15 protein-coding genes are annotated in these 21,378 nt (G+C 35.3%); 2 read left to right on the top strand and 13 right to left on the bottom strand.

Annotated elements, in window-relative coordinates; all coding sequences use genetic code 11:
• Positions 1–31: 31 nt before the first annotated feature.
• Positions 32–2,584, top strand: coding sequence for a lipopolysaccharide assembly protein LapB (locus RAH34_RS09745; protein ID WP_306595994.1), 2,553 nt, complete (start codon positions 32–34; stop codon positions 2,582–2,584).
• Positions 2,585–2,601: 17 nt separating this feature from the next.
• On the opposite strand, the gene tsaB is transcribed toward RAH34_RS09745, so the two are convergent.
• From tsaB to rpiB, 8 genes are all read right to left on the bottom strand, one after another.
• The gene (tsaB, locus tag RAH34_RS09740; protein WP_306595993.1) at positions 2,602–3,282 is read right to left on the bottom strand and encodes a tRNA (adenosine(37)-N6)-threonylcarbamoyltransferase complex dimerization subunit type 1 TsaB; all 681 of its coding nucleotides are present in this window, start codon (positions 3,280–3,282) and stop codon (positions 2,602–2,604) included.
• Between the two features lie 81 nt (positions 3,283–3,363).
• Complete coding sequence (locus RAH34_RS09735; protein ID WP_306595992.1) at positions 3,364–4,113, bottom strand: SDR family NAD(P)-dependent oxidoreductase; 750 nt, start codon at positions 4,111–4,113, stop codon at positions 3,364–3,366.
• A gap of 82 nt (positions 4,114–4,195) precedes the next feature.
• Complete coding sequence (locus RAH34_RS09730) at positions 4,196–4,567, bottom strand: YraN family protein (RefSeq protein WP_114819613.1); 372 nt, start codon at positions 4,565–4,567, stop codon at positions 4,196–4,198.
• A 42-nt stretch (positions 4,568–4,609) separates the two neighbouring features.
• The gene (locus RAH34_RS09725; protein WP_306595991.1) at positions 4,610–5,539 is read right to left on the bottom strand and encodes an LD-carboxypeptidase; all 930 of its coding nucleotides are present in this window, start codon (positions 5,537–5,539) and stop codon (positions 4,610–4,612) included.
• Positions 5,536–6,222, bottom strand: a complete 687-nt coding sequence (locus RAH34_RS09720) for a LysE family translocator (protein WP_114819615.1) — start codon at positions 6,220–6,222, stop codon at positions 5,536–5,538. Before RAH34_RS09720 ends, RAH34_RS09725 begins: the two co-directional genes overlap by 4 nt.
• Positions 6,223–6,468: 246 nt before the next feature.
• Positions 6,469–6,735 carry a hypothetical protein gene (locus tag RAH34_RS09715; RefSeq protein WP_306595990.1) on the bottom strand — a complete coding sequence of 89 codons (267 nt, stop codon included), beginning with the start codon at positions 6,733–6,735 and terminating at the stop codon, positions 6,469–6,471.
• 245 nt (positions 6,736–6,980) lie between these two features.
• The gene (gene rnr / locus RAH34_RS09710) at positions 6,981–9,134 is read right to left on the bottom strand and encodes a ribonuclease R (RefSeq protein WP_306595989.1); all 2,154 of its coding nucleotides are present in this window, start codon (positions 9,132–9,134) and stop codon (positions 6,981–6,983) included.
• A 336-nt stretch (positions 9,135–9,470) separates the two neighbouring features.
• The gene (rpiB, locus tag RAH34_RS09705; RefSeq protein WP_034694035.1) at positions 9,471–9,905 is read right to left on the bottom strand and encodes a ribose 5-phosphate isomerase B; all 435 of its coding nucleotides are present in this window, start codon (positions 9,903–9,905) and stop codon (positions 9,471–9,473) included.
• 644 nt (positions 9,906–10,549) lie between these two features.
• On the opposite strand from rpiB, the gene pgk reads away from it, so the two are divergent.
• Complete coding sequence (gene pgk / locus RAH34_RS09700) at positions 10,550–11,740, top strand: phosphoglycerate kinase (protein ID WP_306595988.1); 1,191 nt, start codon at positions 10,550–10,552, stop codon at positions 11,738–11,740.
• Positions 11,741–13,284: 1,544 nt separating this feature from the next.
• Here pgk and RAH34_RS09695 read toward each other — a convergent pair.
• The 5 genes from RAH34_RS09695 to RAH34_RS09675 form a co-directional block, all read right to left on the bottom strand.
• A complete protein-coding gene (locus RAH34_RS09695; RefSeq protein ID WP_114819619.1) occupies positions 13,285–14,106 on the bottom strand; it encodes a bifunctional 2-polyprenyl-6-hydroxyphenol methylase/3-demethylubiquinol 3-O-methyltransferase UbiG in 822 nt (273 codons plus the stop codon).
• A 114-nt stretch (positions 14,107–14,220) separates the two neighbouring features.
• The gene (mnmG, locus tag RAH34_RS09690; protein ID WP_306595987.1) at positions 14,221–16,083 is read right to left on the bottom strand and encodes a tRNA uridine-5-carboxymethylaminomethyl(34) synthesis enzyme MnmG; all 1,863 of its coding nucleotides are present in this window, start codon (positions 16,081–16,083) and stop codon (positions 14,221–14,223) included.
• A 147-nt stretch (positions 16,084–16,230) separates the two neighbouring features.
• On the bottom strand, positions 16,231–16,650 hold the full coding sequence (gene ybeY / locus RAH34_RS09685) for an rRNA maturation RNase YbeY (protein WP_034694045.1): 420 nt from the start codon (positions 16,648–16,650) through the stop codon (positions 16,231–16,233).
• A 5-nt stretch (positions 16,651–16,655) separates the two neighbouring features.
• Positions 16,656–18,815, bottom strand: a complete 2,160-nt coding sequence (locus tag RAH34_RS09680) for a patatin-like phospholipase family protein (protein WP_306595986.1) — start codon at positions 18,813–18,815, stop codon at positions 16,656–16,658.
• 2 nt (positions 18,816–18,817) lie between these two features.
• The gene (locus tag RAH34_RS09675) at positions 18,818–21,265 is read right to left on the bottom strand and encodes a bifunctional UDP-N-acetylmuramoyl-tripeptide:D-alanyl-D-alanine ligase/alanine racemase (RefSeq protein WP_306595985.1); all 2,448 of its coding nucleotides are present in this window, start codon (positions 21,263–21,265) and stop codon (positions 18,818–18,820) included.
• Positions 21,266–21,378: the final 113 nt, after the last annotated feature.

The raw sequence follows: 21,378 nt of genomic DNA, 5'->3' as shown, positions 1-21,378 counted from the left end.
TAAAAAGCAGATTAGCGAGTTATATTGAATAATGAAAAAGAATATATTATTCCTTTTAGTCATATGCCTTGTTGCTTCCTGTTCTACCAGAACGAAAAAGCCGGAGCAGCGTTCAAGAGTATTGAAAGGATTTTCCACATATTATAACACATTATTTAATGCAAAAGATGCATTAAACAGTGAGTTTACCACCAGAGATAAAGGGCATAAGGACAACTTCTATGCTCCATACATTCCTATTCTGACTTACGAAGAACAACCTTTGGGAAGTGATCTTGGACAGACTGAGGCTTTTGCTGAAAATTCCATGAAGATGGCTGAAGTAGCCAACAGACCTTCAGGAAGAGGTAATTCAGGAGTTCCGAATATCCCTGGAGGACCTCCGGGAAATGGGCCTTCAAGACCTGACGGAGAACAGACTAAAGGAGCTACTACACTGGAAATTGCAGAAGCAAAAGCTTTAAAAGCAATCAATAAATATTCTGTAACCAGAAATGGTGAAGAGAAAAATAAGCAGATTTTTGATGCCTACATGATTCTTGCCCAGGCAAGAATTTATAGGGGTAAATCTCTGGAAGCACTTGATGCTCTGAATTATGTTTTCACCCGTATGAAAGATGATAAAAGGATTCCACTCGCAAGAATCTATCAGGGACTTGCTTATGATCAAATCAAAGATTATCACAGGGCACATGAAACATTTGCCAAACTGAAAAGTGAAGATATCAGTAAAAGCTATGCAAAACTTCTGAGTATCTACTATTCTGAATCTTTGCTTGATGCCGGTAAGAAAGAAGAAGCTGCCAAAGAACTTGATAATGCTTTTGAACTGAACAGCAACAGAAAACTGAAAAGCAGAATAGCTTATCTGAGAGGTCAGGTGCTGGAAAATCTGAACCAGAATGATAAAGCAAGAGAAAGCTATGCTGCAGCGTATAAATATGCCAGTGATTTTGAATTTGAAGTAAAATCTCAGGTGGCCATCGCCAAAACTTTTAACGGTAAAGGTGACTATGCGGGAGCCAAAAATTATCTGGAAGGAATCAGTAAAAAAGGAATGTATGGCTCCAGAAAAAATGAATTTTACTATGCTTTGGGATTAATGGCCAATAAAGCAGGTAAAAAGGATGAAGCTCAGCAATTCTTCAGAAAATCTCTTTTTGAAAAGGTGTCGGATCCTCAGATCCGTGGATTGGCTTATTATGAAATAGGAAAAAGCTACCTTGATAAGAATGATTATATCGGAGCCGGAAGTTATTATGATTCAGCCCTTGCTGTAATGACTTATGAACCATCAAAAATCCTGTTAAAAGATCAATCTGAGTATATTAAAAAGATCTCCAAAAACTACTATCTGATCAAAAAGAATGACAGTATTCTTTCTCTGGCAAAAATGAATGATGCTCAGAAAACAGATTATTTCACAAAATATATTGCCAAACTAAAGATTAAAGAAGAGAAAGAGGAACAGGAAAGAAGACGTGCAGAAAGAAGTAAAGGTTTTGATACCGGAGATTACAGTGCCAATTCTATTTTTGCCAATAGCGGCAATTCTTTTGAGGATTTTGGCGTAACCACAAAAGGATTTTATTTCAGCAATTCGGGAACGGTAAGCAAAGGGACCTCTTCATTTAAGCAGATCTGGGGAGACCGTGCTCTTGCTGATAACTGGCGTTCTTCCAAGAAAATGGCCTCTATTGAAGATATGAAAAATGAAGCGTTGGGAGTAACTTCAGCACCTAATCCAAGACGTTTTGAGCCTGCGTACTATATTGAACAGATTCCTACAGATCAGGGAAAATTATCGCAGTTAAAAAAGGATAGAGATACCGCTTCATTAGGTCTGGGAATTATGTATCAGAATTATTTTACCAATACTCCACTGGCTACAAAAACGCTTTATGATCTTGTAGATGTAAAACCGGAAGAAAAAGTAATGCTGCAGGCACTGTATGAGATTTTTGCCATGAATTATGAGAAAAATCCACAGGCTTCTGAAAGAGCAAAACAAATTCTATTAGCTGAATATCCTTATACTTCTTACGCTGAATTTGCCAGAAATCCTAAGAATAAATCATTTGTAAAATCAACCGAAGAAGTTGAAAACGAATACAAAAAGGCATATGCACTATTTGAATCCGAAAAATTTGCAGAAAGTAAAGATATTATAGATCAGACGATTCAGAAGTTTCCGAAAGATGCACTGGTTCCTAAGCTGTATTTATTAAATGCTTTCAATGCAGGAAAATCAAGTGGAAAAGAAGTTATGATTCTGCAGCTGGAGCAGATTGCCCTGAATTATTCCAAAACACCTGAAGGGGTAAGAGCCAAAGAAATGCTGAATTATCTGAAAAGTGACCTCAGCTTCCAGGCAACGGATAATAAAGGAAATACTATTCCTCAGCAGCCGTCAGGAGCACCAGTACAGCCTAACTCCCAAAATACGGGACTTCCACAAATGAACAGCGGAAAAGTACAGAAGCTGGATACGACGCAGAACATTAATACGAATACTGCTCCACAAAATCCTAAAAAACCTAATGAGACAAAATCAGGATCGAAGATCCCGCCGAGACCTCAATAAAATAAAAAAGCGAAGATTTATTCTTCGCTTTTCTTTTTCTTTACTCCATGGAAATCTTTGAGATAAAAAGGCTCAAAATAAGCCATATCTTCAAATTCTTTGTTTTGAATTTTCTCCAGAGTCTTTCTGATGAGATATTGTGCAGAAGGGTAAACATCTTCTTTAAAAACAGCATCAGGGAGATTCAGAATCTCTTTTGCTTTTTTAGCACCATCCCCCACAAACAGAACTTTTTTATCTTTAAATTCTTCAAAAGAAGTCTCATCTAAAATCTTCGCTTCTGTCTTGGATAACTCCTCCCCTGTTTTACCGTCATAAACGGCCGTATAAACCTCCATTCTCCTTGCATCGATCAAAGGTATTATAAAATCGTAGTTATCGCCTAAAAAAGGCTCTATCATACTTTCAAGAGAATTCACTGCTATCAAAGGAACTCTGAGTCCATAACAAAACCCTTTTGCTGAAGCTGCTCCGATTCTTAAGCCGGTATAAGAACCAGGACCTTTACCTAAAGAAACGGCCTCGATATCTTTAAGTGAAATCCCCGCTCCTTCCAATGCCCATTCTACATAGGTGTGAAGACTTTCGGATTGTTTATAGTTTTCAGAAACTTCCTCGCAAAGGCATAATAGCTTCTCATTGTCTGATATGGCTACTGAACAGTTCTTGGATGATGTTTCCAGATATAGAATTTTCATTTTTTTGTTTTAAGCTAAACAGCAATATTGCAAAAGCAAAACCGCATTTAATTTTCTGCAAATTTACTCCATTATTTTGGACTATTTTCTATAAATCGTTCTTGGTTCAGCCTGAGCACTCGGATAGATGGTCATATCTGAAATGGTAACGTGTTTCGGTGCGTTCACACAGTAAGCTATAGCATCTGCAATATCTTCCGGTTTCAGGGCATCATAGCCTGCATAAACCGTCGAAGCTTTTTCACTGTCGCCTTTGAATCTTACCAGGGAGAAATCTGTTTCTACAGCGCCCGGCTGGATATTGGTTACTTTGATTCCAAATTCCGTAAGTTCCAGTCTCATTCCTTCCGAAATAACGTCTACTGCTTTCTTCGTTGCACAGTACACTACTCCATTCGCATAGGTTTGTCTTGCCGCTACAGAACTGATGTTTATTATATGACCTAAATTTTTAGTTTTCATAGTTGGAATGATCATTTTGGAAACATAGAGTAATCCCTTTACATTTCCGTCAATCATAGAATCCCAGTCATCGGTCTTGCCAGCAGAAAGCGGATCTAACCCATGGGCATTACCAGCATTATTAATCAGAACATCAATCTCTTTCCAGTTTTCGGGAAGGGAATTAATAGCTGTTTCCACTTCTTCAAGATTCCTTACGTCAAACATTAAACTAAATATTTCGGTATAATGAGAGAGTTCTGTTTTTACAGCTTCAAGTACCTCACTTCTCCTTCCACAAATAATAATTCTGTTTCCTTGTTTTGCAAGAAGCTCTGCTGTGGCTTTACCTATACCGGAAGTGGCTCCGGTGATCAATATTGTCTTCATAAAATTGGTTGTTACATGTCTGAATGTACTACTCTATCAATGTCATGATTCTGGAGCATTCAAACATTGTTGTATTGATTTATTAATTTGCATCAAAGGCCTGAAAAGCATCTTTGATATGGTCTATGATTAAGTTTTTGTTATCATCGGGAAGAACGGAAATAATATCAAATCTGACTTCCTGATCTTTATTAAATTCCTCCATATAATGATCGGCTGCAGAGACAATAGATTTTATCTTTGTTTTGGTGACAGCCTCCTGAGGAAGCATAAAAGCATCGGTAGATCTTGCTTTCACTTCCACAATAATAATCAGGTTATCTTTTTCAGCAATGATATCAATTTCATTTTGTTTAAAACGAAAGTTTTTGGCCTTGATTTTATAACCGTTTTTCTGAAGATAATCAGCAGCGAGATTCTCTGCTATTTTTCCAAAATCATTATGATGAGCCATAGTATGTATTTAAGAGTTTGGAGATAGGAGAGTAGTGTGGCTTTAAAAATCTACTTTTACTTTAGCATCCACTTTCATTTTCACGTTGGCACCAATTAAAAGTGGCCTGTTGTCCTTAATGTGTCCATTCGGGAAGGAAAATACTACCGGGAAGTTATACTTTGAAATTCTGTCAGAAATAAGCTTATATACGAACTCATCAAAGCTTTCTTCATAGCTTTTATTTTCCTTTTCATCTCCCATATTGGTCATTCCACCCACAATCAATCCTTTGATTTTATTGAAGACACCAGCCAGCTCCAGACTCATAATCATACGGTCCAGTGCATAGAAGTTTTCTCCGATATCTTCGATAAACAGAATCTTGTCTTTAAAGTCGAATGAATATTTGGTTCCCAGAAGGGCATAAATAAGGGCTAAATTCCCTCCAACCAATTCTCCCTGAATATTCCCTTTTTTGTTTAAAGGGTGAGATTTAAGGCTGTATTTGGGCTTTTTGCCTTTAAGGATATCAAAGATCAGATCATAGCTTTCATCTGTAACTCCAAAACTGGATGTTTTAATGGTCTGTCCATGGATGGAAACAAAACCTTTTTTCAACAGATAACTTTGGATCACAGTATTATCGGAATATCCGATATACCATTTCGGGTTTTCTGTAAAGTTTTTCAACTTCAGGTGCTGAATAAGATGCTGGCATCCATAACCACCTCTGGAAGCCCATACAGCTTTTATTTCCGGATCATTTAATGCCCAGTTGATATCTTTTGTTCTTTCCTTCTCTGTTCCGGCGTAATTATATCCGTTTGAAAATTTAGTGTAGAGATGTTCTCCGGGAACGGGTTCAAAACCTCTGCTTTTAATCATTTCGATTCCCTTTTCCAGTTGAGTGGCATCTACTGCTCCTGCAGGGGAAATAACAGCTATTTTGTCTCCTTTTTTAAGAGACTTTGGAAAGATCATTTTTTTCATTTTGCTTTTTGATATTTTACTTCTTTCTTTTCTGCTTCCTCCAGCTGTTTTTCAAATTGATTGAACTTTTTAAAACTCTGCAGGAAAATAAAGAAACTGAAGATAATAAGAATACAGCCAACAACTCTTCTGATCTGGTTGGCCAGTTTTTGTGTTAATTTATCGTGAAATTGCTTGGCAAGAAATATCTTGGCAAGATCTATAGACAGGTAAGTGGCCAGTACTATGCTGATGTATAAAATAAAACTGCTGGTGTCCGGATATTGATTCCTTACGGAAATTACCGTTACCAGCCAGAAAAGGATGACTCCAACATTCAGAAGATTAAAGAAAAAACCATTAAAAAAGGTCTTAATATAATTTTGACCAATGATCTTTTCTTCTCCGGGCATGTGCATTTTGGTTTTGGTCACCAGCATCACAATTCCGTAGATGAAAATAAGAATAGAGGTGATCCTGTAAAAACCGGGATGTTTATCAATTAAAGAAACAATATCTGTACTGGCATAGTACGCCGCTACAATGCATAATAAATCTGCAGTAATCACACCAAGATCTAGTGACAAGGCATGTCTGGGGCCTCTGGAAAAGCTGGTTTCAATTAACAGGAAAAAAATAGGTCCTATGAAAACCAGGCTCAGCATAAATCCTAATATGATGGCAGATAGTACAAGTTCTAGCATTAAGTGGTGTTTTAAAATGAATAAAAATTCATTTCGTTTAATACAAAGTTAGACTTTATGATTTAATTATTCAATAAAGTTGTGATATATCAAGTAGATTTTAATCAGACTTTAATGTAAAAAATTGGAGAAATAGGAGAGGAGCGTTTGTTATACGTTTTTTGCTAAAAAAATAAAGAGGTCATTTCGTTTAGAAACAACCTCCTTTATATAATAATTTTACTGAATACGTTCAGCTATCTTTTTTTATTTTTCCAAACACTTTTCATTAAAAACAAATTCGAAATCTTTTCTGATTTTAAGACCAAAAATACCCCTTTCGAAGGTGTAAATAACCTGATTTTTAAACAGCATTCTTTTATAATCAATCCAAAAACTTCTGGTCATGTAAGAATACTCGTAGGCGTTTCCACTCAAATAAATGTAAGTTGTTTTACCTTTCTGATGGCTGCGTACACTCCCAACCTCTGAAATCATGTTTTTATAACAGTATGTTTCTTTGGTAGGATTCATTCCTGTAAGATAGTTTATCAAAAAAAAAACATTAATTATCTGTGGAAATGTAACTCCAAAAAAGTAACTTCTCCCTTGTTTATCAATATTAATAATCTTCCTTTTGATTAAAATATTACATATGACTATAAGAATGATGATAGCCAGTACAAACAGATAAAAATTGATAACAGTATTAAAAATTACTGTTACCAATAATATTACGTTTAAAATACTAAATACAATGTATTTATCTATTCTCGTCATTACTTCACAATCTGGAAGTCAAGCTGCTTCTGAATCAGATTGGCTTTTACCACTTTGATCTGAACTTCATCTCCCAACTGGTACTTATTTCCATGTCTTATTCCGTATACGGCATGGGTTTTCGCATCATACATATAGGAATCATCCACAAGATCTCTCAGCTTGATCAAACCTTCAGCACCGTTCTCAGGAATTTCAACCCAGAAACCAAATTCTGCTACTCCGGAAATCACTCCTTTGAAAGTTTCTCCCAGATGTTTTTCCATGAATTTCACCTGCATGAATTTGATAGAGTCTCTTTCCGCATCTGCTGCCAGTCTTTCCATCGCACTGCAATGTTTTGCCTTTTCTTCAAGCTCACCTCTGTTCGGAGATTTTCCTCCATCCAGATAATGCTGAAGAAGACGGTGGGCAAGCAAATCCGGGTAACGACGGATAGGAGAGGTGAAGTGGCTGTAATACTCAAACCCCAGACCATAGTGGCCAATAGGTTCTGTAGAGTATACCGCTTTACTCATACTTCTCATCGCAAGCGTTTCAATCATATTTTCTTCCCCTTTTCCTTTTACATCATGAAGAAGTTTATTCAAAGATGCAGCCACTTTTTTGGTATTGGCCAAATCCATTTTATATCCGAAAGTAGCAACGAAGTCTCTCAACGATTCCAATTTTGCCGGATCCGGATCATCGTGAACCCTGTAAATAAATGTATTATTGGTGATCTCACCTTTTCTTGAAAGCGATACAAATTCTGATACTTTTTTATTGGCTAAAAGCATGAATTCCTCGATCAGGTGATTGGAATCTTTACTGATTTTAAAGTATACCCCAATCGGCTCATTATTTTCATCAAGATTGAATCTTACTTCACTTCTGTCAAAAGTAATGGCTCCTTTTCTGATACGTTCATGACGCATTATTTTCGCCAGTTTATCAAGCGTATTGATTTCTTCAGCCAGATCACCCTGTCCGGTTTCAATACGTTCCTGTGCTTCCTCATAAGTAAACCTTCTGTCTGAATGGATTACTGTTCTTCCAAACCATTGTTTCTGAATTTCAGCATTGTCATTCAGTTCAAAAACAGCTGAGAAAGTATATTTATCTTCGTGTGGACGAAGGGAGCAAACATCATTACTCAACACTTCCGGAAGCATCGGCACAACCCTGTCAACAAGATATACCGAAGTTGCTCTTTGATAGGCTTCATCATCCAGAATTGTTCCCGGCACTACATAATGAGATACATCTGCAATATGAACTCCGATTTCCCAGTTTCCGTTTTCCAGTTTTCTTATGGATAAAGCATCATCAAAGTCCTTCGCATCTTTAGGGTCAATGGTAAACGTACAGATATTACGCATATCCCATCGCTTTGTAACCTCTTCATCTGTGATGCTTCTGTCGATTTTATCTGCATCAGCTTCTACTTCTGATGGAAATTCGTAAGGAAGACCATATTCTGCAAGAATAGAGTGGATTTCCGTTTCATGTTCTCCCGGAGCACCCAGCACCTGAATGATTTCACCTTCCGGATTTTTATCACCTGGTCTCCATTCCGTCATTTTTACAATAACCTTATCGCCATCTTCTGCATTGTTGAATTTTCCTTTCGGAATAAAGATATCCGTGTTGATTGATTTTTTATCGCAAACCACAAACCCAAATTCCTTGTGGGCAACCTTCTGAAACGTCCCTACAAATTCGGTTCTGGTACGTTCCAAAACTTCCAAAACAGAGCCTTCCAGTTTCTTTCCTTTATAATGATAAGTTATAATAAGAACCTTATCTCCCTGCAATGCATCCTTCACATTTTTGGCGTGAACGAAGACATCATCTTCCAAACCTTCCACACTTACGTAAGCATTTCCACTTTGGTTAAAGTCAATAGTTCCGGTAAGTGTTCCTGCGATTTTCAGGTTCACGATATATTTTCCTTTTTCTACTTCTTTGATTTTTTCAGATCCCTGAAGTTTGTGCAGCGCCTGGATCACAAGTTCCCTTTGTCTTGGATTTTTGTAATCTATTCCATCGGCGATCTGCTTATAATTATAAATTTTGGATGAATTTGCATTCATAAAACGGAGGATCATTCTTCCGATCTCCATCATTTTTAAATCATTTTTATGACTTATATATTTTCTTTTTTTTGGCATTTTAATTTTCTTTTAATTGTTTTGGTCTTATCTCCACTAAGACCTTTTTCTAAATCTTCCTTATTAATTCCTTTGTATAAGGTTATTCAATTTCATCATTAGAATCTTTCCGTAAATCATCAGAAATTATCTTTCAGTTTGCTTACAACGGGAGCTTTAGTTTTGTATAAATTTAATACAATTCTGGAGAAGAAAAGAGAAAAACCTTTTATTAAATATATTTCAAATATAAGAAAGGCTTTGGAGAATAATAGAGTGTAATTTCTATTGGACACTGCAAATGTACGAATAAAAAATAAATAAGGCTTGTAAAGTGATTTACAAGCCTTATTATAATTAGCAAACTGCAATTTTGTCAACTCTGTTCTGGTGTCTTCCACCTTCGAAGTCTGTTGAAAGAAATTTATCTACAATTTCAAGTGCCAGTTCTTTAGATATAAATCTTGCCGGCATTGAAATCATGTTGGCATCATTATGTTGTCTTGCCAGTGTTGCAATCTCCGGCATCCAGCATAATGCGCATCTTATCTTCTGGTGTTTGTTCGCAGTGATCTGAACTCCGTTTCCGCTTCCACAGATCAGAATTCCCAGCTCATTTTCTCCGTTTTCCACAGAGGTTGCCGCAGGGTGTACAAAGTCCGGATAATCCACACTGTTTGTGGAAAACGTTCCAAAATCCTGAACTTCAAAACGTTCTGAAAGGTAGTTCTTAACAATCTCCTTATATTCATAGCCTGCATGGTCCGCTGCGATAGCAATTTTTCTTTTCATAATACTCTTATTAAGCTTTATTAGATTCTATTTCCTTACAAAGGTAAGAATAATAACAATTCGTGTTAGTAAACCCTGAGTTAATTGTGAAAAGGTATGTGAATAACTGTGGAAAACTTTTCTCAACTTTCTATTTTTAAAGATCAATTTATTTCGTAATAGAAAATCTTTTCTCAAACTTTTACCACAACTTTCCAGATGTTTTCTCCAGCTATCCCCAGATTTTTCCATAATAAAATAACTAATAATGGCTTCATCCCAAAGTTATCAACATTTGTTAATAAGTATGTGAAATAGCGGGTTTACAGAGATTTATATTGTGAGTTAAATATGAGTTGAATAAAAGTTGAATGTTATCAATTTTTAGCCTAAAACTTATCCCCGAAACTAACAACACTCAACAACAACTACATTATTCTTTTTTTTAAAAGAGAAAAAATTGTTGATTAGTGGGTGATTGGGTTCGGGGAAAGTTTTTGAAAACTTTTATTTTAATCAAACTGTTGAAAAAGTTTAAAACCTTACATTTGTGAAACAAAAATTCAATGAGATTTATGAAATTGTTCTTGCGAGATTTTACCGGAAGCTAAAACGGATTTTGAGCACGGCGGTTTCATAGGGCTTAGCAAAAAATAAATCTACTTATGAAAACAATCAATGATCTTAATTTTAAAGATAAGAAGGCTCTGGTAAGAGTGGACTTCAATGTTCCACAGGATGATCAACTGAAGGTGACAGACAACACAAGAATTGTTGCTGTGAAACCAACAGTGGAAAAGATCCTTAATGATGGTGGTTCTGTCATCTTAATCACACACCTTGGAAGACCTAAGGGAGAGGTTAAAGATGAATTTTCCCTTAAACATATTGTTGGCGAAGTTTCTGCTGTTTTAGGACAGGAAGTGAAATTTGTTGATGAGTGTATTGGAGAGAAGGCAGAGCAGGCAGCTGCAGATTTAAAACCAGGAGAGATCTTATTATTGGAAAATGTACGTTTTCATAACGAAGAGGAAAAAGGAGACGCTGCATTCGCAGAGAAGCTTTCAAAGTTAGGAGATGCTTATGTAAATGATGCATTTGGTACTGCGCACAGAGCTCACGCATCCACAGCAGTAATCGCTCAATACTTTCCATCAACTAAATATTTCGGTTTGTTGATGGCTAAAGAGCTTCAGGCAATCGATAAAGTATTAAAAAGTGGTGAGAAACCAGTTACAGCTATTTTAGGTGGTTCTAAAGTTTCAACTAAAATTACCATTATAGAAAATATTCTTCCTGCAATAGATAATCTGATCATTGGTGGAGGTATGGCATTTACTTTTATTAAGGCTCTTGGAGGGAAAATCGGTAATTCTCTTGTAGAAGAAGATAAACTTCCTTTGGCCCTTGAGATTTTAGGAAAAGCTAAAGAGCACAAAGTAAAAGTATATCTTCCGTCTGATGCCATTATCGCTGAAAGCTTTAGTAATGATGTGGAGAGAAAAGAAGTTGATATTTATACAATTCCTGAAGGATGGATGGGACTTGACGCAGGTAACAAATCAAGAGACCAGTTCAATGATGTATTATTAAACTCAAGAACAATTCTTTGGAATGGGCCAATTGGTGTTTTTGAAATGTCAAATTTTGCTGGAGGGACAGTTGCATTAGGGGAGAGTATCGCTGAAGCAACAAGATTAGGAGCTTTCTCTTTAGTAGGAGGAGGAGACAGTGTTGCTTTCGTGAAGCAATTCGGATATGCTGATCAGGTAAGCTACGTTTCTACCGGAGGTGGAGCAATGCTTGAAAGTCTTGAAGGACTGGAGTTACCAGGGGTAGCTGCTATCAATAATTAATAGAAAAGATAAGATATTGTAAGGTCTGCTAATATAATTAGCAGGCTTTTTTTATTGCTGGAACATTATGAAAATCCTTTATTGATCGGTATTTCCATTGTATTTTAGATATAACTTATAGTTATATAGAGTTGGGTTGAATTCTCTTTCAGAGACTTATGTTTTACAGGAAATTTGTGATCAGAATATTCTTGTAAAATTTATGAATTCAAGTGATTTTATTTCTGGTTATATTCTCTTTTTGCTTTGGTAAATGACCATTATTTTTGCAATACTATTGATGTAAAAAGTGGTATTTTTTCTATGAATTATGCTTTGTATTTTGAAAAATACAGAAGAAGCAGTTGATATGATTTTATGAAAATTATTAGAGGATTTGAAGGAAGATTTATGATTTTCTTCTTCCGGTTGAAAAGTGATTTTAATTATTTTTTTAAAATTATTTTGGAGAGATAGGTTTCAGTTTATCTTTTTTAGGAAATAGTATTTTAGATTGTTTTAGTATTTAAATTTCTACTAGAAAATGGTCGATATAATTTATTAAAAACTTTAAATCTCTAAATTATTTATTTCACATAATAGTGATAGTGTTGTATCTTGTTGATTATTAGTTATTAAACTTACTTTTCATCTATTTTATCCTTGTTGTTTTTATGTGATAATCTTATTTAAATAATAGAAATCCATAGGTAACTATAATAAAATGAATAAGTTAATTACTTTTTGAATTTTTAAGATCTGTTTCCAAGATAAATTTAAGTGAGTTTTATTTTTTTATTTCTTAGACTTAAAAATTTGCCATGAAGTTTAACATTGTTTAGGTGCTTTCAACTTTTAAATTTTTTATTGAGTATTGATTTTTGAAATTCTCTACAACTATTAATTTTTATTTTTTCAGTTTTCTTAAAAAAATAGAACGTGTCAATTTTTTTGAAATAGAGAAAAATTATTTTTATTAAAAATGATAGAGTGGAGTAGGGGAGCTTTTTTTATCCTGGAAGAATTACTTTAGTAAGAAATTGGATTTTCTATTTTTTTGTCGTCAGAAATATATTTACCAGATCAGCTTTAATTTTTTCTTTTTCAATAAAAATGTCGAAAAACGACCTTCTTAAATAGCTTAAAAATCAATTTTCTCTATTTTTTAGAGTATTTGTATCTTATTTTATTTTGAAGTTAAATTGAAGCTGTTTTTGGGATAACTTATCTTGTTAAAACTAAATTTCTTCTTTTTTTTCGCTGGTTTTTATGGTTTTATTGAAAACTGAATGAGAAAGTTCAATAAAAGCTTTAAGCACATAAATTGCTGTGCAGGTGATTGGCATTTTTCTCTACTTTAAAAATAGAGTAGGGGAGATATTTTTTTGTGATAGGTAAGAAAGGTAAATTCAATCTTATTTTTTGATTTGATAAAATTGAGGAAGAATTATTATTCGGATATGATATAGAAAAAGAAAACTCAGGAGAAAAAATCCTGAGTTTTTTATTTTTTTGGCTAAAAATGCTGAAAATCGACCTTTATAAATGGGTCAAAAATCGATTTTCTATCTTTTTTCGATAATATATATCAAACTTGAAAATTCGTTGGAAAATAATGCTTTTACGTTCGAAATTGTTCCGTAGACTACTGCTTTTACCCAAAATAGAGGTGATTTTTTATACTTTTCGCTCAACATGGAGATGTAATAGGAATCAAGGACCAAAGGTTTGATCTTTCTCATTTTCCAGTCAGGATTTTTGGAAATTAAATTTTCCATACCATTTTTTGAAAAATGATAGATATGTCTTGGAACATCATACGCGGCCCAATATTCTTTATAATGTTTCGCATCATAGGAAGTTGGGTTGGGAACTGCAATGACAAGAATTCCTTTTTCTTTTAATTTTTCATGAAATGTGCTAAGCATTTCATCCTGGTTTTCGATGTGTTCAAATACATGCCAGAGTGTAATAGCATCTAAGGTATTGTCTTCAATTTTATTAATATTATCTAAAATGGAAGCTTTTGCTATTTTTCCCTGTGCTGCTTTTCTGGCATCAGCATCAGGTTCAAAGCCGAAAGTTTCAAAATCATTTTCTATATATTTTACAAACTCTCCGGCACCGCATCCGTAGTCGAGTACTCTTGATCCTTTTTTTATTCTGTCTACCAGTATATTTTTTTTATACTGCAGATTAAAAGACTGGAGGAATTTATAAAGCTTTTCTTTTAAACTTCCGGAATCCTGGTGATGAGAAATATAATCTTCACTTTCATAATATCTGGAAATATTGGATGGAATAGGAGTGGTTTTGAATACTCCTTTTGTTTCAGTCTCTTTAATTTCAAATATTTCCTGTGAAAGAAAATGATCTTTTATTTTCATTGAAGTAAATATCTTTTATATGATAAAAAAATTAAGATATTCAGAAGTGTTTTACGCTCATAAATACCTTAATTTTTATTTTTATTTTCTAATGTTTCACGTGAAACATTTTTTTTAACGCCCTAGGTAAACTAATAAAACATTAATATCAGCTGGGGAAACCCCACTTATTCTTCCTGCCTGGGCAATAGTCTTCGGACGAACGTTAGACATCTTCTGTTTTGCTTCTGCAGAAAGGCTGGAAAGATTGGTATAATCGAAATCTTCAGGAATTTTAATGTTTTCCAGACGATTTAACTTAGCAACGTTTTCTTTTTCTTTCTCAATATATCCTTTATACTTAATATTGATCTCTGCCTGTTCTCTTACTTCATCATTATATTGACTAGAAACTTCTTTGATAAAATCAATTTCATCCAGTTTTTCTAATGTCATATTAGGTCTGGTAAGGATTTGAGCTGCTCTGTAAGCCTGATCTACAGGGCTGCTTTCAATAGATTCCAGAACTGGATTGATAATACCTGGTTTTAAAGAAGTTTCGCGAAGAAACTCTTCAAGTGACTGGCTTTCAGATACTTTGGTTTCAACGCGTCTTAATCTGTCTTCTTTTGCCAATCCTAGCTGGTATGCTTTCTCCGTTAATCTGATATCAGCATTATCCTGTCTTAAAAGAAGTCTGTATTCTGCACGTGAAGTAAACATTCTGTAAGGTTCTTCCGTTCCTTTTGTGATTAAGTCATCAATCAATACTCCAATATAAGCTTCATCTCTGTTTAGGATAAAATCTCCCTTTTCATGAACTTTATTGTGTGCATTGATTCCGGCAATTAATCCTTGTCCTGCTGCTTCTTCATATCCAGTTGTTCCATTGATCTGTCCTGCGAAATATAAATTATCAATTAATTTCGTTTCGAGGGTATGCTTCAACTGAGTAGGAGGGAAGTAATCATATTCAATGGCGTAACCCGGACGGAAAACTTTTACATTTTCAAATCCTGGAATATGTTTCATTGCTTTGATCTGTACATCCTCAGGAAGAGAAGAACTGAATCCGTTGACATAGATCTCTACAGTTTTCCATCCTTCCGGTTCCACGAAAAGCTGGTGTCTGTTTCTTTCTGCAAAACGATTAATTTTATCTTCAATACTTGGACAGTATCTCGGGCCTAAACTTTGGATCGTACCATTGAACATTGGACTTCTGTCAAAACCTTCTCTTAAAATATCGTGTACCGTTTCGTTAGTATATACGATATGACAGCTTAATTGTTTTGTCAGTTTCGGAGTGTCAAGATAACTGAACTTTTGTGGATTTTCATCTCCTTTCTGTTCTTCCATTTTCGAATAATCCAAACTTCTTCCATCTACTCTTGGAGGAGTACCCGTTTTCATTCTTCCTGCTTCAAAACCTAAAGTGACCAATTGTTCTGTAATTCCAAAAGCTCTTGGTTCACCCATTCTTCCTCCGCCTAATTGTTTATCCCCAACGTGAATTAATCCGTTAAGAAAAGTTCCGTTCGTAAGAACTACAGATTTTGCTTTAATCTCAATTCCTAAAGAAGTAACAACTCCTGCTACTTTATTATTTTCAACAATTAGTTGTTTTACCATATCTTGAAAGAAATCAAGATTGGGAGTATTCTCTAATGCTAAACGCCATTCTTCGGCAAAAAGCATTCTGTCATTTTGGGTTCTCGGAGACCACATCGCAGGACCTTTTGAAAGATTCAGCATCTTGAATTGGATGGCAGATTTGTCTGCCACAATTCCGGAATATCCTCCCATTGCATCAATCTCTCTTACGATCTGTCCTTTTGCGATTCCGCCCATTGCCGGGTTGCAACTCATCTGTCCGATGGTCTGCATATTCATTGTAATAAGCAGGGTTTTTGAACCGAGGTTAGCTGCTGCCGCTGCGGCTTCGCAACCTGCGTGTCCGGCACCTACTACTATTACATCATATATTTCTGAAATCATTTTTATCTCGCTTGTTTTAAGCTTTAAACCTTATCTTTATAACCAATGTTTCACGTGAAACATTTTTGGAGAATGCACTCTAGGTAAACTTATATTGTTGCTAGAATAGAGTACTTTAGATATGGGACCTTAAGTGATTGTTCAATTCTAAAACTTTAAATCCCTGTATTTATCCAGGTACAGATCTTCCATTCTCCGCATCTCTTTTTCTTCCTCTTCCGTCTTGTCTTTATACCCTGCAAGGTGTAAAATACCGTGGGCTAAAACCCTTCTTAATTCTTCTTCATAATCTCGGGAAAGGGTAGAGGCGTTATCAGAAATGCGCTGCAAAGATACGAAAATCTCAGCGCTTATTGTCTTGCCTTTTACATAATCGAAAGTGATAATATCTGTATAATAATCATGCTGCAAATAATCCTGATTGATCTTAAGAAGATATTCATCATCACAGAAAATATAATTGATTTCTCCTAGTTTTTTTCCTTCTGAAAGAATAAGATCTTCCAGCCATTTTTTGTAATCTGTACTTACCGATTCCGGTAAGTTTTCATAAAAGAACTGTATCATTTTTTTTAAAACCAGTGTCCTAATATAACACTGAATATACCTTTTTGGTTATTTTTTAGGGAGTGGCTGAAGTTTACTTTTATCTGCCCGAAAGGAGATTTGTAACCTGCCGTAATTCCCAGTGAACTATAATTTACTTTAACTGCATCCTCAAACTTGATATCGTTTGATAAGTTGGCAAAGGTAAAGTTTCCGCTGATAAAATAGTTTTTATTAAACTTAAACTGGAGATCATTGGATGCCAGTATGACATTGTTTGTATAAAGCTGGGCGAAATAGAATCCTCCAAAACTTTTAAAATTCATGAGATTCTGCTCAAAAATTCCACCTAATCTATATTGGTAATAGGCGGGCAGATTTTCACCAATGGTAACTCCTCCAAATAGATTCAGACGATAACTGAATTGTTTGCCAAGGGGAATGTTAAGCTTAAGATCTGCTTTGATCTGAATGATTCTTTTATCGACTTCAGATTTTAACAGGTCTACAACCTTGCCTTCTGCAGCGAAATAAACCCCTTTTGTCGCGAATTCCTTATCATCCTGAGTATCGGTTTTTATAAACACATAAGGGTTCAGAAAACGGCTGTATCGCCTGTTATCTCCATTGCTGTTTTCTGCTTTAAAATAATCGTGACTAATACCGCCGCCAATAGCAAATTTGTCCTTCCATGTGGATTGTATATAGGCTTCATTTCTGATCCATTCCCAACGGTCTACTACGTAATTATCTATATTCTTTATATCAAAGCTCATCCCGGATGAGTAAAGACCGACACCTGGTATATATCCGTTATCTACGAAATAGTTCAGGTAATATCTCAGACGATCTCCTACAACGACATCCAACGAAAGGTTAGAATTTTTGAATAAAAGTCTTTTGGCAGAATAATTTAAAAGAAGTCCCGTTTTAAAAACTTCGTCATAATGCAATCCGAATTTTAAAAAATGACGGGCATCATCTTCAGTGACGTAAAGCTTCAGGTAGTTGGCGTCATTCTCCTGAACGATATCATAATTGATAAATTTGTAGTTGTTGGTGGCAACCAGCTTATCAATCATTTTATTGATACTTCCATACGTCTGCAAAGAGGGGAGACGCAATCCCATCTTACCCAGTGTGTAGTTTTTACCATAAATTTTACTTCCTTCAATAGAAATACTATCAATTTTATAGACGTTGGAATAGATTGGATTCACCTGTTGTCTGAGACGGTCAAAAGGTCTTTTGGGAAGCTGGTCCAGGATCTGGGAATATTTTAAACCTTCCACATATCCGCTATCCAGAATTTTCTTTTTATCATCATAGCTTGTTGCAGACATTCCTTTCAGGTTGGGTTTTATATTGATGTCTGTATATTTATATTGCTTTCTGGTATCTTTCTTTATTCCGAAATCGATAACCTGGTTCAGAATGGCTATAATATTGTTTAAATCCTCTCTTTTGGAAAGATCCTGGTTAAGGTCCACCCCGATAACGATATCAATTCCTTTGTCCTTTAACGGTTTTGACGGATAGTTTACCGTCATGGCTCCGTCAATATAAATGCTATCCCCGATTTTTACCGGATCCATTAAAGAAGGGAATGCGGAACTCGCCATAATAGACTGTACCAGATCTCCCTTTTCAAAGATCTGCATATTGCCGCTTTCAAGATTGGTGGCGACGCAAAGGAAGGGAATAGGCATTTTGGAAAAGTCCTCAATATTGGAAACATTTTTGAAAAGTTCTTTCAGAAGATAAACGTTTCGTTGTCCGGTACTGATAGAGGAGGGAAGTGTGATTTTTCCGTTTTTAAGCGGAATGGATAAAAGATATTTGTCTACAGATTTATTGAAAAAACTGGCTTCCTGCCGGGACTTTGGATCCATAATCAGAGAATAGAAATCCGTGTCCATGACTATTTTTTCTATTTCTTTCCCAGAGTAGCCGGCGGCATACAATCCGCCTACGATGGCTCCCATACTTGTCCCGGAGATATAATCCACTTTCACTCCTAATGAATCCAATACTTTAAGAACTCCTACATGTGAAAAACCTTTGGCACCACCACCGGCAAGCGATAGTCCGATTTTCGGGTTTTTCGGAATTACCAAATCTTTTTTTACCTGAGAATGGATCAATAACAATTGGAATATGGAAAGCAGAATCAGGAGTTTTCTCATAATTAATCTTTTATATAAATCCGTTTCACCCGGGGTGAAATGGAGGTTAATACTTCATAGGTTATCGTTTTGCAGTATCCTGCGAATTCTTTTAAGCTTGGTTTGGCGTTGAAAACAGTTACCGTATCGCCTTCTTTTACATTGGGAACATGGTCTACATTAATCATCATCATATCCATACAGATATTTCCGACGATAGGTGCAAGAGTCTTATTTACCCCTACATTTCCTACCTGATTTCCGATCAGTCTTGGAATTCCGTCTGCATATCCCACAGGAATCGTTGCAATTCTTGTAGGATGATCTGCTTTATATCTTCTGCTGTAGCCTACTGATTCACCATTTTCAACGGTTGATATCTGTGAAATTACGGTTTTAAAGCTTACCACAGATCGTAATTGTTTCTGAATTTCAGGATCTGCAGATTCTCCCAGCATACCGATACCGATTCTCACCATGTCGTGCTGATGATCTTTATAGCTGGTAATTCCTGCCGAATTCAGAATATGACGGATAGGAGTGTAGCCTAGCTTTTCAATAAGGTAACTTGAATTTTTTTCGAAAACATCAAGTTGCTTCAAAGTGAATTCTTTTTCTTCAGGCATATCAGAAGAAGATAAATGACTGAAAAGGCTTTGAACCTTTACGTTTTTCTGGCTTAAAGTTTCGCTTAACTGATCCAGCTCAAAATCTTTGAAACCAAGTCGGTGCATTCCTGTTTCCAGCTTAATATGGATGGGATATTTCTTATCATATCCGGATTTCTGAACCGCTTCATAGAATAGTTCCAATACTCTGAAACTGTAAATTTCAGGTTCCAGGTTGTATTCTATTATAGTCTGATAGCTGTGCTGTTCAGGATTCATCACAATAATAGGAGTCGTGATGCCTTTTTTTCTGAGTTCAACTCCTTCATCTGCATAAGCTACCCCAAGGTAATCGATATGATGGTGCTGTAGAAATTCTGACACTTCAAAGCTTCCCAGTCCGTAGGCATTGGCTTTTACCATAGCCATCATTTTAGTTCCCGGCTTCAGCAGTGATTTGTGATAGTTGATATTATGAAGAATCGCGTTTAGATTCACTTCCAATACCGTATCATGTTTTCTGAGTTCTAGAATATCTTTCAGTTTTTCGATTTCAAATTTTCTGGCTCCTTTGAGTAGAATAATCTGATTTTCTATTTCAGTAAGATGTTTACTTTCAATGAGCTCTTTAGTGTCAATGAAAGTATATGTTTTAGATTTAAATAATTCACTAAAGTTTGATATTTCATCACCAATTAAGAAGACAGAATCAAAATGCTGCTCATTCACCAGTTCAGAAACTTCTTCGTACAATTCTTTGGCGTTGGAGTTCACTCCTACAATATCTGTTAAGACCAGTGATTTTTTAGATTTGTTGTATTCATTCAAAAACTGCAGGGCAGTCTTCAAAGAATCGAGGTCAAGATTGAAAGAATCGTTGATGACAATATTACCCTTAATTCCTTCAATGGCTTCAAGCCTCATTTCAACGGCTTTTAAAAGGTTGATTTTTTCAACGATCTTTTTATTTTCGATATTCAGTTCCTTTAGCACGGAGATAAGCGCCATAGCGTTGGTTAATGTCGCTTCGTCTCTTTGGTGCGCCGGAAAACTGATTTCTTCACCCAAATATTCAACAATGATGTTTTCATCTTTGGAAATATTGTTTTTGATGAAAACCTGATTCTGTTTTTTAAAACCGTAAGAAATTAATTTTTTATCGGAATGCGAATTTTTAATTTTTTGATCAACCAAAGAATTATCTCCATTATAAATGATGACTTCGGAATTTTTGAAAAGAATTATTTTTTCATCTATCAGTTCTTCTTCGGAAGAAAAGTTGGCAGCATGGGCTGTTCCGATGTGGGTAAGCAGTCCGATCTGAGGATGGAAAATATTTTCAAGTTTTTCCATTTCATGCGGTTTTGAAATCCCTACCTCAAAAATTCCCAGCTGATGGGAACTGTTGATCTGAAGAAGAGACAAAGGAAGACCAATCTGAGAATTAAAACTTTTCGGGCTTTTAACTGTAGGAAATTCATTCCAAAGACATTGATAGAGCCATTCTTTTAAAATAGTTTTACCATTACTTCCTGTAATTCCGATGGATTGTAAATGAGAATGTTCGAAATGATACTTTGCTAATTTTTGAAGAAACTCTATAGAATTTTCAACAATGATCCAGGTAATATTTTCAAACTCCGGATAATGATGTTCAGAAATAATGACATTGATACCTCTGTCCATCGCAGATTCAATAAATTTTTCTCCGGAATTTTTCTGAGTATTGATGGCAATAAAGGCTGTATTCTTGATAGAATAAATAATTCTGCTGTCGTAAGCTATATTTTTGATCAATAAATTTCCGTCTCCAATGATCTGTGCATTGGTGATCTCTGCAATGTGTTGTACTGTATAATTCATTGGTACCCTTTCTGCTTTATTTTGAGCGAAACTGCAAAAAGGTAAAACTGCAAAAGAAATGAAGATATTCTATCCTCTTCTTTCCTTTTTTAATATTTTACAATAAAGCTTTT

Source organism: Chryseobacterium sp. WLY505 (assembly GCF_030846215.1).
In the GTDB taxonomy this organism is placed as follows: Bacteria; Bacteroidota; Bacteroidia; order Flavobacteriales; family Weeksellaceae; genus Chryseobacterium.
This window is presented reverse-complemented; position numbering and strand designations above follow the sequence as displayed.

Excerpts from the sequence above, each read along its gene's own strand:
- RAH34_RS09745 (WP_306595994.1), top strand. The coding sequence starts at position 32 with ATGAAAAAGAATATATTATTCCTTTTAGTCATATGCCTTGTTGCTTCC.
- tsaB (WP_306595993.1), bottom strand. The coding sequence starts at position 3,282 with ATGAAAATTCTATATCTGGAAACATCATCCAAGAACTGTTCAGTAGCC.
- RAH34_RS09735 (WP_306595992.1), bottom strand. The coding sequence starts at position 4,113 with ATGAAGACAATATTGATCACCGGAGCCACTTCCGGTATAGGTAAAGCC.
- RAH34_RS09730 (WP_114819613.1), bottom strand. The coding sequence starts at position 4,567 with ATGGCTCATCATAATGATTTTGGAAAAATAGCAGAGAATCTCGCTGCT.
- RAH34_RS09725 (WP_306595991.1), bottom strand. The coding sequence starts at position 5,539 with ATGAAAAAAATGATCTTTCCAAAGTCTCTTAAAAAAGGAGACAAAATA.
- RAH34_RS09720 (WP_114819615.1), bottom strand. The coding sequence starts at position 6,222 with ATGCTAGAACTTGTACTATCTGCCATCATATTAGGATTTATGCTGAGC.
- RAH34_RS09715 (WP_306595990.1), bottom strand. The coding sequence starts at position 6,735 with ATGAATCCTACCAAAGAAACATACTGTTATAAAAACATGATTTCAGAG.
- rnr (WP_306595989.1), bottom strand. The coding sequence starts at position 9,134 with ATGCCAAAAAAAAGAAAATATATAAGTCATAAAAATGATTTAAAAATG.
- rpiB (WP_034694035.1), bottom strand. The coding sequence starts at position 9,905 with ATGAAAAGAAAAATTGCTATCGCAGCGGACCATGCAGGCTATGAATAT.
- pgk (WP_306595988.1), top strand. The coding sequence starts at position 10,550 with ATGAAAACAATCAATGATCTTAATTTTAAAGATAAGAAGGCTCTGGTA.
- RAH34_RS09695 (WP_114819619.1), bottom strand. The coding sequence starts at position 14,106 with ATGAAAATAAAAGATCATTTTCTTTCACAGGAAATATTTGAAATTAAA.
- mnmG (WP_306595987.1), bottom strand. The coding sequence starts at position 16,083 with ATGATTTCAGAAATATATGATGTAATAGTAGTAGGTGCCGGACACGCA.
- ybeY (WP_034694045.1), bottom strand. The coding sequence starts at position 16,650 with ATGATACAGTTCTTTTATGAAAACTTACCGGAATCGGTAAGTACAGAT.
- RAH34_RS09680 (WP_306595986.1), bottom strand. The coding sequence starts at position 18,815 with ATGAGAAAACTCCTGATTCTGCTTTCCATATTCCAATTGTTATTGATC.
- RAH34_RS09675 (WP_306595985.1), bottom strand. The coding sequence starts at position 21,265 with ATGAATTATACAGTACAACACATTGCAGAGATCACCAATGCACAGATC.